We start from the raw sequence: 15,072 nt of genomic DNA, 5'->3' as shown, positions 1-15,072 counted from the left end.
AGCACAAGTCCTTGATAGCACTTGCGAAAAAATGAATTTTTCGTAGGCTTATTTAGTGTACCTTAGTTTCATAAATCTTGTAAAATAAATTTACAAGTCTTACTTGACTTATTACCACTAGACTTATGGTTTGAGCTGGTTCAAATTTGTGCCAACGATAACAGATTTACTCTGGGATGGTCAAGTTTTATCACACTATTTACAACATCAAGAATTTTATTTTGGTATTAGCATTTTTATCCTTTTATTGCTATTGAAATTTTGGAAGAAGAGAATGACGGATGGGAAAGAGGGACGATATTGGAAAATTTGAAAAATCATGCGATAGTCACGCTAAAATTACTGTTTAATTCCCACCTGGTTTTGTTTTTTGTTTGTGTTTTGCTCTTTAACATTATCATTCACTTACAACAAATTTTAATTTTACCAGTAAGTATGGCATTTTTATCATGTTACGCATTTTTTGAAAATGAAAATCTGGATGATATGTGTGGTACTCAAAAAATTATTTCTGCCATTTCAAATGGAGAATTTTCAAGTAGGATAATGAGAAATATTTTGTTTGCAATATTTGCTTTAACGATATCAGGTGTATTTTCGGTAATGAAAAATGATTGGTTTCTAATATTGATTGGTCTAGCGACATATACTACTAGTCTATCACTTTGGTATTTGTTGCATCTATTCCTTAAAAATGTTGTATTAATCACAATTATTTCATTATTGTATGTGTTTATTTGGATAGTTTACTATCGTAGATTTCCAATACTGTATTTCAATCCATTTTATTTGATAGCTAAAAGTCATGTTTTTGAGCAAGATTTATTATTTGTCATATTATCTATCTGCATATTAGCGATATCAATATGGATTCATTCAAATCGGTTTTTATTTGTTTACTCCATCAACAAAAAGACAAACAAATAAGATTAGCGTAAAAATATATTAAGCTGATTTTGTTGTCTTTTCCAATAGTATATGCTTGTATTATTGTTCTGAGTTTCATCAAAAAAAACACCAACATATCGCTGATGTTTCATACTTTTTCATGCACCATTTCAATCCATTTAGCAATTTCAAGCATGGTTTCTTCTGTATCTGGGGAGTTGGTAACTGATAAGACAAAATCAGCAGATTGGTTAATGACATCGTCATTAATGAGTTGGTAGCCATTGATATTAAGAAAATACAGGCTGGCTTGAATTGCTGTACGTTTGTTACCATCCCGAAAAGCGTGTTTTTTAGCGATTTTTTGGAGGATAAAGGCAGCTTTAAGCCAAATGGACGGGTAAAGTTCTTGACCGAAAACAATTTGTTGTGGTTGCTCAACGATCATCTCTAAACTTGAATCAGATAAAACACCATAAGTAGTACCATTAACCATTTTGACGGCATACCGATTGATTTCTATTAATTGTGTTTTTGTCAGATATTGAATCATTTTATCTATCCTTTAATTCCTGCATGAGTGGTGAAAATCGGTCCATGAATTGATGGATCTCTAATTTTTCTGTCGAAGTCACACTTTTTTCTGTAATATAAGTTGCGACTGCCTCACTTACAAAGGAAGAGATAGATTGTTCAGTTAAAGTAGTGTAATCGACAATTTCTTGATAGAGTTTGTCATCAAAGCGGATAGAAGTTGGTTTTGACATGGTGTTATCCTTTCTGCGATTCCACTTTGTGAAATCATTAAACTTGACCTATGCTGGTGCGCCACAAGTGGGGGCATTCGCGACTCAATATCCGATCAAAGTTCTATTTTGTATTTGTTGGTAAATACAGTGTATCGTATTTTGTAGTCGCTGTCAACTACAAATTGAAGAAAATAAAAGAGGCTGGGACAAAAGTCTCAGAAATACGAAAACCGCATGAAATTCGTTTCTAGAAACGTTGATTTCATGCGGTTTTTCAGTTTCAAAATTTGTCAAAAATAAGCAATTTCTGACTTTTGTCCCAACCTCATATTTTTAAATTTCATCCCATCCGTTCTCGTAATTTTTCAACAAACAAGTATGTTGCAGGGCAAATTAAGGTATTCTTGAGTGTCAGATGATTAATCTGAAGAAATTTCTTGCGGTCAGTATGCGGAAACTCTCGACAGGCTTTGGGTCTGACATCATAGACATCGCAGAGCTTATCAGAGCCTAAAAAGGGGCAGGGCATGCACTGAAATATTTTGTCGCCATCTTCATCGACTTGGAGGTATTCTGTCTCAAAATTAGCTAATTTCATGCGCAAGCGTTTGGCAATGCGTTCTATATCGTTTTCTGTAAAGAGTGGGCCGAGTGATTTACAGCAGTTGGCACATTGGGTGCAGTCGATTTCTGTAAAAACTTCATCGTGAAGTTCTTTGGTTAATTTATCTATATTTTTAGGGGCTTTCTTCTTGAGCGTTGTTAAAAATTGTCGATGGACTTTTTGCTTTTGAAGCGCCAAATCTCTGTAATGTTCAATATCCATAAGCTATATTTTAACATAAAACTATGCAAAAAAAGATACCCTCGAAAGGATATCCGTTTCATTCTTAATCCAAAATCGGGAAATAAAACTTATTTCGCCAATTTTTTAGCCAAACGTGATTTATCACGGTTAGCTTTATTTTTATGGATTAAACCTTTGGAATGAGCTTTGTCAATTGCAGCAGATGCAGCGACATACAATGCTTGCGCATCATCAGAGCCAACAGCAACGGCAGTTTCAAATTTTTTGATTGAAGTGTGCAAAGCAGCTTTTTGAGCAGAATTACGTTCGTTTTGAACGATGTTCAACTCAGCACGTTTGATGGCAGATTTAATGTTAGCCATGTTTGTTCTCCTTATTTATAATATTGAGATGACCCAGAGAGTCAAACTTCAAATATTGCCTAAAACACAATACCAAGTAAGTATAGCATAAAAAAATAAGAAAGGCAAATTTATTTTTTTATGCTATAATTGGTATAGATAGATATAGAAAATTAGGTAAACCAATATAGTAGTTTGCTGACTAGTAAAAGGAATACCACGTCATTTCAGTTTTTTGATACATTTTTTTCGGTATGGTGGTGGCGCCCTTTGTCAATAGTGCTTTTATCCATGAACCGAGAGAAAGTCAAATAAATCCAGAAAAATAATAGAACGATTAGAATGAGAAAGACGAAAAAGGAGAATACGAAGTGACAGCAATTTATATTCGAATACATGATGAAATTAAGCATCAAATAGAGACGGGCGTTTTTGAAGTCGGGCAACGGTTGCCGAGTGAGCGCATGATGGCGGAGCAATTTGGGGTATCACGGATGACCTTGCGCCAAGCTGTGACGAGCTTAGTCGAGGAAGGTATTTTAACACGCTATGTTGGGTCTGGGACATATGTTGCCAGCGATCGTGTACGTGAAAAAATGCGTGGGACGACCAGTTTCACGGAAATTATTCAAAATTTAGGGAAGACACCGAGTTCAAAAGTTTTAAGTTATCAAAAAACCAAGGCAAATGAAGTCGAGTGCGATAAGTTGCAGCTTAAAAAAGGCGCTCAAATTATCCGCATGGAGCGGATTCGGTATGCTGATGAACTACCGATTTGTTATGAAGTGGCGAGTATCCCTTATCGTTTGATTGAAGATTTCGTAAAAAATGATATTGCCAACCATTTTTATGATACTTTGGCAAATGCTGGCAAGAAAATTGGGCGCAGTGAGCAAATCATTTCGGCTAAGATTGTTAATAAAGAAATTGCTAACTTTTTGTCAATTAAACAAAGTTCAGCGATTTTGGCATTGACACAGGTTTCTTATTTTGCCAACAGCGATGAAACGCCTTTTGAATACGTATTATCCCAATATGTCGGCGAACGATTTGAATTTTACTTAGAAAGATAAAAATGACGCATTCTGAAAAAGTGGTTGATTTACTCCATGCAGGTCAATTTGATGATGTGGCGACGGAACTAGCGAAAGCGATTGCCACTGATGGTCTTGATTTGCTAACGGATTTGGCCGAATATTTGTCAATGATGGGCTTTATAGCTGAAAGCCGTCAGGTTTATGAAAAAATTGCAGCGACAGATGCTGACAATACAGCTATTTTGCTCAATCTCGCTGAAATGAAATTCGATGATGGCGATTTAGATGGCGCGCTCGAATTACTCTACAAAATAGAGGCGGCTGACGATAACTATGTTGCAGCCCTCGTCATGATTGCTGACCTCTATCAGGCAGACGGTGTCTGGGAAGCAGCGCTTGAGAAATTACTGGAAGCCGCAAGTCTGACAGATTCTCCTCTGGTAACATTTGCCATTGGCGAACTTTACTATAACCAAGGAAAATGGCGTGAGGCGATTGCCTACTTTGCTAAACTCAGTCAACGTCAGATTTTAGAACTCACCAAAATATCAACCTACCAGCGGATTGGGACGGCTTATGCCTCTTTGGGGGAGTTTGAAAATGCCACAAAATTCCTAGAAAAATCGCTTGAAATTGATCATGATGATAACGTTTTGTTTGAGATCGCACAAATCAATTTCGCAACCGGCGAAGTCACACGTGCCATTGACTATTTCAAACAATTAGATGCCTTGGCGCCTGATTTTGATGGCTATGCCTATCCGTATGCGCAAGCCTTGATTGAAGATAATGACTTTGAAGCTGCTTTTGCAGTAGCTAAAGACGGCTTGAGTAAGAACCCGACTGATGTGCCTTTGATTCATTTAACTAGCCGAATCGCCTATGCTTTACATGATTTAGAGAACTCAGAAAAGTATTTAACGCAAGCACTTGATTTACCAGATTTACATGATGAGACGGTCTTTCTTTTGAGCAATCTTTACATGGCACAAGAAGATTTTGAAGCGGTTATCGCGCTTGAAAGTCTGCTTGATGAAGAACATGTCTTAGCACAATGGAATATCGCTAAAGCTTACCGTGAACTCGACCAAGACGAAAAATCGTTGACGATTTATGACGAGATTAGTCAGAGTGTCTTGGCTGATAATCCGGAGTTTTTATTGGATTATGCGCAAATATTAATCCGAAATGGTCGAACAGACGATGCCAAGACAAGTCTCAGCAAATATTTATCACTTGTCCCAGATGATGAGAATTCACAAGCTTTATTTAATGAGCTATGATAATGGCGTTTAAACGCCTTTTTTGCTACAATAACCATTGTGAAGTTAAACTTTCAAGAAGGAACGTATTTAAAAAATGACAGAAGAAAAATTTGGTGCAGATTTAATTGTAGACTCACTCATTAATCATGATGTGAAATACATTTTTGGGATTCCGGGTGCTAAAATCGACAGGGTATTTGATACCTTAACTGACAAAGGTCCTGAGTTGATTGTCGCGCGTCACGAACAAAATGCCGCTTTTATGGCGCAGGCTGTTGGTCGGATTACAGGTGAGCCGGGTGTTGTGATTGCAACTTCTGGTCCCGGGGCGTCAAACTTAGCGACGGGTCTTGTAACGGCAACGGCAGAAGGTGATGCGGTGCTTGCGCTTGGTGGCCAAGTGAAGCGTGGTGACCTCCTGAAACGGACGCACCAGTCCATGAATAATGCGGCGCTTTTTGAACCGATTACCAAATACTCGGCAGAAGTCCAAGATGCAGATACCCTATCAGAAATTGTAGCTAATGCCTATCGCTTATCAAAAGCTGGCAAACCGAGCGCAAGTTTTATCTCCATTCCCCAAGACGTCGTCGACAGCAAGGTAAAAGTTAAGGCAATCAAGCCCTTGCACGAGCCGAAACTTGGCAATGCGTCGATTGATGATATTAATTATCTGGCGCAGGCGATTAAAAATGCTGTCTTGCCTGTTTTTCTTCTGGGTAGCGGTTCGTCATCTGCTAGTGTCACGCATGCCATTCGTGAACTCTTACAATATGTAAACATTCCAGTCGTTGAAACTTTCCAAGGGGCGGGTGTGATTTCGCGTGATTTGGTGCATAATTTCTTCGGTCGTGTCGGTCTTTTCCGAAATCAGCCGGGCGATATGTTACTTAAAAAATCCGATTTGGTTATCGCGATTGGCTACGATCCGATTGAGTATGAAGCGCGCAACTGGAATGCTGAAATTGATAGTCGTGTGATTGTCATTGACAAAGCGATAGCTGAGATTGATACTTATTATCAACCTGAGCGTGAGTTGATTGGTGATATCGCACAGACACTGGAAAATCTCATTCCTGCCATTCGGGGGTATAAAATTCCAGAAGGCAGTATAGAATATTTGGACGGTCTGCATAAGCTGCTGTCTAAAAATGAGTTTGACCGCAATACTGACCCTAATCTTGTACATCCGCTTGATTTCATCGATGTGCTACAAGACACCGTTAAAGATGATGAAACGGTTACGGTCGATGTCGGCAGTCATTATATCTGGATGGCACGGAATTTCAAATCTTATGAGCCACGTCATCTTCTCTTTTCAAATGGCATGCAGACGCTCGGTGTCGCACTCCCATGGGGCATCGCCGCAGCGCTTTTACGCCCAGGCAAGAAAGTTTACTCGATTTCAGGTGATGGCGGTTTCCTCTTTTCAGCGCAAGAGCTTGAAACCGCAGTACGCTTGAAGTTACCACTGATTCATATCATTTGGAACGACGGGCATTATAACATGGTGGAGTTCCAAGAAGTCATGAAATATGGTCGCGCATCGGGTGTGGACTTTGGCCCAGTTGATTTTGTCAAATATGCAGAAGCATTTGGGGCAAAAGGATTCCGCGTGACTAATAAAGCAGATTTAGCAAAAGTCTTATCAGAAATAGATAGTACAACAGGCCCAGTCGTGATTGATGTACCGATTGATTATAAAGATAATGTGAAATTAGGCGAAACGATATTGCCTGATGAATTTTATTGATAAATATGGTAAAATAAGTCTGAAACTTGTGAGCATTCACAAGTTTTTACTGAATTAAGAAGGATAAGAAAATGTCTGAACCGATAAAACTTTTTCAATATAATACCCTATCCGCTTTGATGAGCGGTCTTTTCGAGGGGAGTATGACGAGTGGCGAATTGCTAGAACAAGGTGATTTAGGAATTGGCACGCTAGACGAAATCGATGGCGAGTTAATCGTGCTGGATGGCAAAGCCTACCAAGCGCGTGGCGATAAAACAATTACAGAAGTAGGCCCTGATGTTAAAGTACCTTATGCGGCGGTTGTTTTCCACCAAGCAGAAGTCATTTTTAAACAACGTTTTGAAGCAAGTAATGAAGAACTCCAAACGCGTATTGAAACCTATTACGATGGCGCCAATTTATTTCGCTCTATCAAGATTTACGGGACTTTTGCAAAAATGCACGTTCGCATGATTCCTAAAGCTAAAGAAGGTGCAAGATTTGCAGATATCGCGACAAGACAGCCAGAATACACCGTCGAAAATGTAACGGGGACAATTGTTGGAATTTGGACACCAGAAATGTTTCATGGCGTGAGTGTCGCTGGCTATCATTTGCATTTTATTACAGATGATCATACCTTTGGTGGTCACGTTATAGATTATGTTATTTCTGAAGGGATTGTTGAAGTTGGTGCTGTCGATCAGTTGGATCAACGCTTTCCAGTCCAAGACCGCAAATACCTATTTGCTAAGCTAAACCTAGAGGAATTGAAAGAGGACATCGAAAAAAGTGAGTAATGCAAGCATTGATTGGATCCATTCGCGCCTGAAATTTGGCATCAAGCCCGGGCTATCACGGATTATCTATTTGCTTGAGCAGTTAGGCAATCCGCAAGATAAAATCAGGACAGTCCATGTCGCAGGAACCAATGGTAAAGGCTCGACTGTCACTTTCTTGTCCAATATCCTCCAGCAGTATGGTTTGAAAGTCGGTACTTTTACCTCACCCTTTATTGAAATTTTTAATGAGCGTATCGCGATTAATGGTCGCTATATTTCTGATGCGGATTTAAACCGTATCGTCGGTGTCATCAAGCCCATTGTTTTGCAGATGGATGAAAATCCAGACCTTGTCAATATCACAGAGTTTGAAATTCTGACGGCTATCGGTTTTTACTACTTTGCTGATCAGGCAGTCGACATTGCGCTGATTGAAGTTGGCCTAGGTGGACTTTATGATTCAACAAACGTTATCACGCCATTATTTTCTGCAATCACAACGATTGGCTATGATCATCAAGATATTTTAGGAGGCACCTTGGCTAAAATTGCTAGCGAAAAAGCTGGCATTATTAAACCAAATGTGCCAGTTGTCGTAGGGAATATCATGGGTGTTCCTGAGGAAGCCTATGAAGTGATCGTAGCAGTAGCGCATGAGAAAAATGCACCGATTTATCACCCTGAAACGGGTAGAACTTTTGATTTGAATCTGCATGGTCAATATCAGCAAGACAATGCGGCAATGGCTGTCAAAGTATTTGACATTTTAGCAGAAAAATTAAGCTTGACAGTTGAACCCGAAAAAATCAAAAAAGGGCTCAAACAAGCTTTTTGGCCTGCCAGAATGGAAGAACTCAGAGGCTTTATCTTGGATGGTGCTCATAATCTGCCAGCCATTAAACGCTTAGTAGCAGAGTTTAATGGCTCGAAAAAAGTTCATATCCTATTTTCAGCCTTGCAACGTAAAGATTTTCATGAGATGATTGCCTTGTTACAAACGATTCCAAATGTTAGCTTAACCTTAACGACATTTGATTATCCTAAAACGATTGTAGCAGCTGATGTGGCTGATATTTCTGATGTCACTTGGTTAGAAGACTGGCGAGAGTTTGTGACGGCACCTAGACATGCAGATGACATTTATCTCCTGACAGGCTCTCTCTACTTTATGAGTCAAGTTCGTGAGTTTCTATTGACTTCAAATAAATCAAATTAAATAAAATTCAAAAAAATAATGTTTACCAGTTGACATTATTTTTTTGTCGTGATATACTTAACCAGTAAACTAATTTAACAGATACCTGAGGTATCATCATAGAGGTTATCAGTTAGCTTACGCTTATTTTTTGAGCAGATACTTAACTGGTAAAGGGAATTGGGAAAGAGAAAAATGAAGAAGAAAAAGCATTTATTATTAGGTGTATTGGCCGCAACAACTGCGTTAACACTCTTTGCTTGTGGCAATGAGTCTAGTAAAAAATCGGATAAGTTGCAAATTGTGACAACATTTTATCCGATGAAGGAATTCACGGAACAAGTTGTGGGTAAAGAAGCAGACGTGACAGTTTTAGTTAAACCAGGTGTTGAGCCACATGATTTTGAGCCATCAGCCAAGGATGTTGCTGCTATCCAAAATTCGGACGCTTTCGTTTATAATAATGAAAATCTAGAGACATGGGTTGATAAAACAACTAAAGACATGAAAAACGTTGACGTGATTAAAGCATCAGAAGGTATCTTATTGCTTGGTGGCACAGATGAAGGCGATGATGAGGCGGGACACGAAGGTCATTCTCACGCCTATGATCCTCACGTCTGGTTAGCGCCAAGTCTTGCCATCAAAGAAGTTGAAACAATCCGAGATCAACTGATTAAAAAATTCCCTCAGAAAAAAGAAAGTTTCACAAAAAATTCGGAAAGCTATTTAACCAAGTTAAAAGCCTTAGATCAAGCCTACAAAGATGGTTTATCAAATGCTAAGCAAAAAAACTTTGTGACACAGCATGCGGCTTTCGCTTATCTAGCGCTTGAATATGGCTTGAATCAAGTCTCAGTTTCGGGAATTAATCCTGAAACGGAACCATCAGCATCTCGCCTGAAGGAACTAAAAGCCTATGTTGACAAAAATGATATACACTATATCTATTTTGAAGAAAATGCATCAGATAAAGTAGCAACAACTTTAGCAGAAGAGGCAGGTGTTAAGACGTTACCGCTGAATCCATTAGAATCACTCACGCAAGAACAGGAAAAAGCGGGTGAAGATTATATTTCAGTCATGACACAAAATCTAAAAAATCTACAAAAAACAACAGATGCAGCATCAAAAGTTACAGCAATTGAACCAGAAAAAACGCCAGAAAAAACAGCTGCCGCAGGTTATTTTAAGGATGACCAAGTCAAAGACCGCAAATTATCAGACTGGTCAGGCACTTGGCAATCCGTTTATCCATTACTTCAAAAGGGTGACCTGGATCAGGTCATGCGCTACAAATCTCTACTGAATAAAGATAAGACTGAAGAAGAATACAAGGCCTATTACACAGCCGGTTACAAGTCAGATGTCGATAAAATTACAATCAAAAAAGACACCATCACCTTTGATGTCAATGGTGTTTCACACAAAGCAACTTATAAATATGTTGGTAAAGAGATATTGAACTATACTAAGGGTAACCGTGGTGTCCGCTATCTTTTTGAGGCAGTAGGTGATACAAATGGTGCCTTCAAGTATGTCCAGTTTAGCGACCATGGGATTGCACCAGCTCAAGCAGAGCATTTCCATATTTATTATGGTAATGATAGTCAGGCAGCTTTAACAGCAGAACTTGAAAATTGGCCAACTTATTATCCGTCAGATTTAACACCAAGTCAAATTGCACAAGAAATGATTGCACATTAAAATTAGTCATTAGAACAAGTCAGTTTTCAAATGAAACCTGGCTTTTTTTGATGTGCCAACTTTAAATGCTATAATGAAATCAATTAAGCAAAAAAAGAGGAGTGATCGACGTGTCTAAAAATTATGAAAAGCTATCTGAAACTTATTATAATCGTCATGCCAAAAAATTTGACCGGTCATTTGATGGTTTTTTATCTGGCTTTTTTAAGCGCTATATTCTCAAAAATTTAGAACTGCCAGAACACGCTAACGTATTAGATGTCGGGTCAGCGACCGGACGTCTCCTCAAGATCCTTGCAAGCAAGCATCATTTTGAAGGTGTTGGCTTAGATATTTCATCTCAGATGACAGAAATTGCACAGGCCAAATACCCTGAATTTTCATTTGTAACTGGCTCAGCGATGCAACTCCCTTTTGAAGAACAGAGTTTTGATGTGCTAATCTGTTCAGCCTCTTTTCACCACTTTCCGAGTCCTGAAACATTTCTTAGGGAAGCGAAACGGGTTTTAAAACCCGGTGGCAAACTTGTCATTGCTGAGATTCGGATTCCTATTTTTCATGGTCTTTACAATCAATATATTCATCGTTTTTCAAAGGAAGGTGATGTCAAGGTTTATACTTTTGATGAATTAATGAATTTTCTTGAAAGCGCAGGTTTTGTCTTGATAAAAGGTAGAAAGCATTTACAGATTCAATATTTTGAAGCACACAAAAAAGCCTGATATTTAGGATTATAAATTATTTAAAAGCACGATTCTTGAATTAATTGTGTTTTTTTATGTTGTAGCTTGACAGGATTAACGTAAAAATATATAATTATTAAAAATAACCAAATTAGTAAATATGGTCAAAAAGGAGAAAAAATGACATTTTCAGAGACTGAGAAGAAAAATATTCAGGAACGACTACTGATAAGTTGCGAGGAAAGCTGGGCAAGACTTGGCTACAAGAAAACGAGTGTGGATGATTTATGTCGTAAGGCAGGCATTTCCAAAGGGTCATTTTATTTATTTTATGAATCTAAGGAAGAATTATTTTGTGCTGTAATGATTGAAGTGCAAAAACGTTTGATAACGATTACACGTAATACATTAGGTCTTTCACCTAGAAAAAAAGACTTAGCGAAAGCTTTGCAAGTTGTTTACAGGGAATATGTGAAAATTCCCTTCATAAGGGAAACAAAAAGTGCTGATTTTATTGCCTTTATTAATCGATTATCACCCAAAAATTTACAAGAATTAGAAAATCACGGGCGCTATGATTTAAAGGAAATCATTAAGAGTACAGGACTAACTTATAAGATTGAAGAAGAAAAAGCATTATCGGCATTGAGTTTTGTGAGTAATTCACTTCAAGATGATGAACAATTATCATGGGATGCACTTGAAACGTTTGATTTTATTATAGATACTTTGGTTGAAAAGATTTTTGATTGAGACTAAAAATAGAGGTATTGAAATGGTATATGATATTCAAACAAGTAATTTAAACAAGAATTTTGGCACGCAAAAAATTCTTAAATCTATTAATTTAAATGTTGAAAAAGGGAAAATATATGCATTAATTGGCGCAAATGGTGCAGGAAAAACGACACTGATGAAAATGATGTTGGGATTGTTGCAACCAACGAGTGGCAAAATGACAGTTTTAGCAAGTGATGTGAGAGCTCAAGAAAAAAATTACTTGGCTAAAGTTGGCAATCTCATTGAAATACCTGTCTTTTATCAAAATTTGACAGTAAGAGAAAACCTTGATATTCATTGTGACTACTTAGATGAAAAATATAAGGTAAATATTCCTGAAACTTTGGTTTTAGTGGGATTGAATAACATAGAAGATAAATTTATCAAAGAATTGTCATTAGGCATGAAACAACGCTTGGCGATTGCAAGGAGCTTGCTTTGTCAACCAGAACTTTTGATTTTAGACGAACCTATTAATGGGATTGATCCAGAAGGAATTGTTGAGATAAGAAATATTCTGGTGAAGATTAACCAAGAAAGAAACGTGACGATTTTTCTGAGTAGTCATATTATTCAGGAAGTTGAGAAGATTGCTGATGTTGTTGGAATTATGAGTGTTGGTAAGCTATTAGAAGAAATACCAAAAGCTGTTTTTCAAAAAGAAAATTTTGATTTGGAAGACTATTTTATTAAAATCTTGCACACTTCAAAAATCTCTTAAAAATAAGGAAGAGGATAGGAAATGCTATGACGATTAAAAAATTAATATCGATTGAATTGAAAAAAATGGATATGAAAAAATATGTTTGTCATGTCGGCATTGCAAATGTGGGGATTGCCTGTTTAGTCTTGATGACTGCTATCTTGATTTTCGTATCAGGAGATGAAATGCCTGTCAAAATTGCAACTGTTACCGTGATTGATACTCTGGTTAAATCAGTTTTCATTGTCTGGGAATCTATTTTGATTGCCAATTTAATCATAGAGGAATTTAGAAGTAAAACTGTCTTGCTTTTATTTTCATACCCTATTAGTCGAAAACGTGTGATTTTGAGTAAACTTATCATCATTTCTGGCTTAATCACTGTTTCTATGGTGTTTTCGCAAGTGTTTCAAAATCTCTTGTTTTTTGCCCTGAACCATTTTTTACCTTTAATTAATTATCATCTGACTTTATCAGAAGTTGGGCTGACTTGTGTCACAACAATTACCTCTGTTTTACTAGGTTTATTACCGATGTATGTTGGCATGTTGAAAAAGTCCACAGTTGCGACAGTTGTTAGTTCAATCGCAATCGTCAGTTTAACAGTTAGTTCAGGCGGAAGTGATGGCTCAGGCTTGATTACCGTGATACCTGTATCACTTACAATGGCTGTAGTTGGTGTCCTTTTAGCCTATATGGCAGTTAAAAAAATGTTGTCAGAAGATATTATACTCTAATTACTTAAGGAGAAAATTTAGGATGAATAAAGAAACTTTGAATCAGTGGATAGATTCCCCATTGGGGTACTATGGTGCTATTGCAAGTATTTTTATAGGTGTAGTTTTGGTCGCAATCGGTTTTTATTTAAAGAAAAAAAAGAAACAATGGTGGATTTTGATAGTCTTATTAGGAGCGGTTTCAATTGTGGCTAATTTGATCCAAATTTTGCGATGATGTCTCAAAGGAATATGGAGTCAAATATCTTTCTTTACAATTCATTTGAATAAAAATTTATAAGATAGTATAAATGAATCAAGATATAGAGAAAAGCCTAAGCATTCACTATGATTGCTTAGGCTTTTTGTATAGCTTGATATTTATTTTTTCACATAAACACAGACAGCCTCTGGGACGATAAAGTCATGTTGCACCTCAGTTAAGAGACCTGTTGTGCTATCGCGGAAGAAGGTTGTGACATTATCAGAATCTTGATGTGCTGCGATAATCACTCTTTCATCAGATGATAGGTTGAAGTCGCGAGGCATTTTGCCGTGGGTAGCAGCAAGTTGCAACAACTCCAAAGTACCGTCAGCTAAAATTTTGTAAACAGCAATGGAATCATGTCCACGGTTTGAGCCGTAAAGGAATTTGCCATCTGATGACATGCGGATAGCAGCGGTACCGTTAAAGGCAGTCCAATCTTCTGGTAAAGTTGAAAGTGTTTGTAATAGGGTAAACTGACCTACACCGTCATAAATCAAGACTTCAATCGTGCTGTTTAATTCGTTCATGAGGTAAGCGATTTTTTGAGTTGGATGGAAGGTGATATGACGAGGACCAGCACCTGGTGCAGATTTGTAAGTGTTGATTTTAGTTAATTGACCTTGCTCAGAAACATCATAAGTCACGACTTCATCAGTTCCTAAATCACAAGTCACGAGATATTTATCAGGTGTCAAATCAGTGAAATGAACATGAGGACTAGCCTGATTCTCATGAGGACCAGAACCAGTGTGAACGTCCTTATCAGCAAGTGATAGACTACCGTCGGCAGCACGCTTATAAACCAAAACTTCTCCCTTATGATAGTTAGCACCATATACTAAATCACGGGTCTCATCCACAGCCACATAACAAAGTGGCGCGCCAGCGTCAACAACGTGATTAATGAGTTTGCCGCCATTATCATAAGCCACAATACCCCCGTCGCCGTTCTCAGCCCCTACGCTGTAAAGATGCCCTGCTTGGTCAAGCGTGAGATAAGTGGGATTAGGTTCTTTCGCCACTAACTGAAGGTTGCTAAGTAGACCTGTTGTGGTGTCTAAGGTCGCTTTGTAAATGCCTTCAGACGTTTTTTTCGTATAAGTACCAAAATAAAGTGTTTCTGTCATGAATGTAATCCCTTTCAAATAGATATATTTATTATAGCATAACTTTTGAAATATGCCTGAAAAGAGGATGTATGCGCTTTAAAGGTTGGGGGGTATCGTAGATTTAATAGCGTGTAAGCTCTATAAAATAGTTTGAAGTCTGCTAATAGCATCAGGTATGCTATAATCCCGAGTTTGACAGTTAAAAATCAGAAAAACACTATTCCGCCTTGTGATATAAGGAGTTATAGCGTTTTGTTCTCAATTATTTTTGTTGTATACACACCCCTCTTGCGAATTGTCTCAGCT

17 protein-coding genes are annotated in these 15,072 nt (G+C 37.7%); 12 read left to right on the top strand and 5 right to left on the bottom strand.

Annotation, left to right across the window (positions count from 1 at the left end):
* The first annotated feature begins 261 nt into the window (after positions 1-261).
* Positions 262-927, top strand: a complete 666-nt coding sequence (locus ACYQ21_RS11915; RefSeq protein ID WP_460058637.1) for a hypothetical protein — start codon at positions 262-264, stop codon at positions 925-927.
* 109 nt (positions 928-1,036) lie between these two features.
* Here the strand turns inward: ACYQ21_RS11915 and ACYQ21_RS11910 are convergent, their stop codons facing one another.
* The 4 genes from ACYQ21_RS11910 to rpsT form a co-directional block, all read right to left on the bottom strand.
* A complete protein-coding gene (locus tag ACYQ21_RS11910; protein WP_460058636.1) occupies positions 1,037-1,441 on the bottom strand; it encodes a type II toxin-antitoxin system death-on-curing family toxin in 405 nt (134 codons plus the stop codon).
* Between the two features lies 1 nt (position 1,442).
* Entirely contained in the window at positions 1,443-1,655 is a 213-nt protein-coding gene (locus ACYQ21_RS11905; RefSeq protein WP_460058635.1) for a hypothetical protein, read from the bottom strand.
* A gap of 322 nt (positions 1,656-1,977) precedes the next feature.
* Positions 1,978-2,463, bottom strand: a complete 486-nt coding sequence (locus ACYQ21_RS11900) for a YkgJ family cysteine cluster protein (protein WP_460058634.1) — start codon at positions 2,461-2,463, stop codon at positions 1,978-1,980.
* Positions 2,464-2,552: 89 nt separating this feature from the next.
* Positions 2,553-2,807, bottom strand: a complete 255-nt coding sequence (gene rpsT / locus ACYQ21_RS11895) for a 30S ribosomal protein S20 (protein WP_460058633.1) — start codon at positions 2,805-2,807, stop codon at positions 2,553-2,555.
* 350 nt (positions 2,808-3,157) lie between these two features.
* Here rpsT and ACYQ21_RS11890 point away from each other — a divergent pair, with 350 nt between their 5' ends.
* The 11 genes from ACYQ21_RS11890 to ACYQ21_RS11840 all read left to right on the top strand — a co-directional run bounded on the left by ACYQ21_RS11890 (position 3,158) and on the right by ACYQ21_RS11840 (position 13,627).
* On the top strand, positions 3,158-3,859 hold the full coding sequence (locus tag ACYQ21_RS11890; protein WP_460058632.1) for a GntR family transcriptional regulator: 702 nt from the start codon (positions 3,158-3,160) through the stop codon (positions 3,857-3,859).
* A 2-nt stretch (positions 3,860-3,861) separates the two neighbouring features.
* The gene (locus ACYQ21_RS11885; RefSeq protein WP_460058631.1) at positions 3,862-5,106 is read left to right on the top strand and encodes a tetratricopeptide repeat protein; all 1,245 of its coding nucleotides are present in this window, start codon (positions 3,862-3,864) and stop codon (positions 5,104-5,106) included.
* 76 nt (positions 5,107-5,182) lie between these two features.
* Entirely contained in the window at positions 5,183-6,841 is a 1,659-nt protein-coding gene (alsS, locus tag ACYQ21_RS11880) for an acetolactate synthase AlsS (RefSeq protein WP_460058630.1), read from the top strand.
* A gap of 71 nt (positions 6,842-6,912) precedes the next feature.
* The gene (budA, locus tag ACYQ21_RS11875) at positions 6,913-7,623 is read left to right on the top strand and encodes an acetolactate decarboxylase (protein ID WP_460058629.1); all 711 of its coding nucleotides are present in this window, start codon (positions 6,913-6,915) and stop codon (positions 7,621-7,623) included.
* A complete protein-coding gene (locus ACYQ21_RS11870; protein ID WP_460058628.1) occupies positions 7,616-8,821 on the top strand; it encodes a bifunctional folylpolyglutamate synthase/dihydrofolate synthase in 1,206 nt (401 codons plus the stop codon). Before budA ends, ACYQ21_RS11870 begins: the two co-directional genes overlap by 8 nt.
* 174 nt (positions 8,822-8,995) lie before the next feature.
* Positions 8,996-10,507: a metal ABC transporter solute-binding protein, Zn/Mn family gene (locus ACYQ21_RS11865; RefSeq protein WP_460058627.1), complete on the top strand. Its 1,512-nt coding sequence runs from the start codon at positions 8,996-8,998 to the stop codon at positions 10,505-10,507.
* 110 nt (positions 10,508-10,617) lie between these two features.
* Positions 10,618-11,229: a class I SAM-dependent methyltransferase gene (locus ACYQ21_RS11860; RefSeq protein WP_460058626.1), complete on the top strand. Its 612-nt coding sequence runs from the start codon at positions 10,618-10,620 to the stop codon at positions 11,227-11,229.
* 141 nt (positions 11,230-11,370) lie between these two features.
* A complete protein-coding gene (locus ACYQ21_RS11855) occupies positions 11,371-11,943 on the top strand; it encodes a TetR/AcrR family transcriptional regulator (RefSeq protein WP_460058625.1) in 573 nt (190 codons plus the stop codon).
* Positions 11,936-12,691 carry an ABC transporter ATP-binding protein gene (locus ACYQ21_RS11850; protein WP_460058624.1) on the top strand — a complete coding sequence of 252 codons (756 nt, stop codon included), beginning with the start codon at positions 11,936-11,938 and terminating at the stop codon, positions 12,689-12,691. The genes ACYQ21_RS11855 and ACYQ21_RS11850 overlap by 8 nt, the downstream gene beginning before the upstream one ends.
* Positions 12,692-12,717: 26 nt before the next feature.
* Positions 12,718-13,410, top strand: coding sequence for an ABC transporter permease (locus ACYQ21_RS11845; protein WP_460058623.1), 693 nt, complete (start codon positions 12,718-12,720; stop codon positions 13,408-13,410).
* Between the two features lie 22 nt (positions 13,411-13,432).
* Positions 13,433-13,627: a hypothetical protein gene (locus ACYQ21_RS11840; RefSeq protein ID WP_460058622.1), complete on the top strand. Its 195-nt coding sequence runs from the start codon at positions 13,433-13,435 to the stop codon at positions 13,625-13,627.
* A 143-nt stretch (positions 13,628-13,770) separates the two neighbouring features.
* On the opposite strand, the gene ACYQ21_RS11835 is transcribed toward ACYQ21_RS11840, so the two are convergent.
* The gene (locus tag ACYQ21_RS11835; protein ID WP_460058621.1) at positions 13,771-14,784 is read right to left on the bottom strand and encodes a lactonase family protein; all 1,014 of its coding nucleotides are present in this window, start codon (positions 14,782-14,784) and stop codon (positions 13,771-13,773) included.
* Positions 14,785-15,072 lie beyond the last annotated feature (288 nt).

Source organism: Pseudolactococcus yaeyamensis (assembly GCF_054658615.1).
The sequence above is the reverse complement of the archived record's forward strand: the minus strand, read 5'-3'. Positions and strand labels throughout refer to the sequence as shown.

Bases quoted from the DNA above. Each gene is read 5' to 3' on its own strand.
- ACYQ21_RS11910 (WP_460058636.1), bottom strand. From the start codon at position 1,441: ATGATTCAATATCTGACAAAAACACAATTAATAGAAATCAATCGGTAT.
- ACYQ21_RS11905 (WP_460058635.1), bottom strand. From the start codon at position 1,655: ATGTCAAAACCAACTTCTATCCGCTTTGATGACAAACTCTATCAAGAA.
- ACYQ21_RS11900 (WP_460058634.1), bottom strand. From the start codon at position 2,463: ATGGATATTGAACATTACAGAGATTTGGCGCTTCAAAAGCAAAAAGTC.
- rpsT (WP_460058633.1), bottom strand. From the start codon at position 2,807: ATGGCTAACATTAAATCTGCCATCAAACGTGCTGAGTTGAACATCGTT.
- ACYQ21_RS11885 (WP_460058631.1), top strand. From the start codon at position 3,862: ATGACGCATTCTGAAAAAGTGGTTGATTTACTCCATGCAGGTCAATTT.
- alsS (WP_460058630.1), top strand. From the start codon at position 5,183: ATGACAGAAGAAAAATTTGGTGCAGATTTAATTGTAGACTCACTCATT.
- budA (WP_460058629.1), top strand. From the start codon at position 6,913: ATGTCTGAACCGATAAAACTTTTTCAATATAATACCCTATCCGCTTTG.
- ACYQ21_RS11865 (WP_460058627.1), top strand. From the start codon at position 8,996: ATGAAGAAGAAAAAGCATTTATTATTAGGTGTATTGGCCGCAACAACT.
- ACYQ21_RS11855 (WP_460058625.1), top strand. From the start codon at position 11,371: ATGACATTTTCAGAGACTGAGAAGAAAAATATTCAGGAACGACTACTG.
- ACYQ21_RS11845 (WP_460058623.1), top strand. From the start codon at position 12,718: ATGACGATTAAAAAATTAATATCGATTGAATTGAAAAAAATGGATATG.
- ACYQ21_RS11840 (WP_460058622.1), top strand. From the start codon at position 13,433: ATGAATAAAGAAACTTTGAATCAGTGGATAGATTCCCCATTGGGGTAC.
- ACYQ21_RS11835 (WP_460058621.1), bottom strand. From the start codon at position 14,784: ATGACAGAAACACTTTATTTTGGTACTTATACGAAAAAAACGTCTGAA.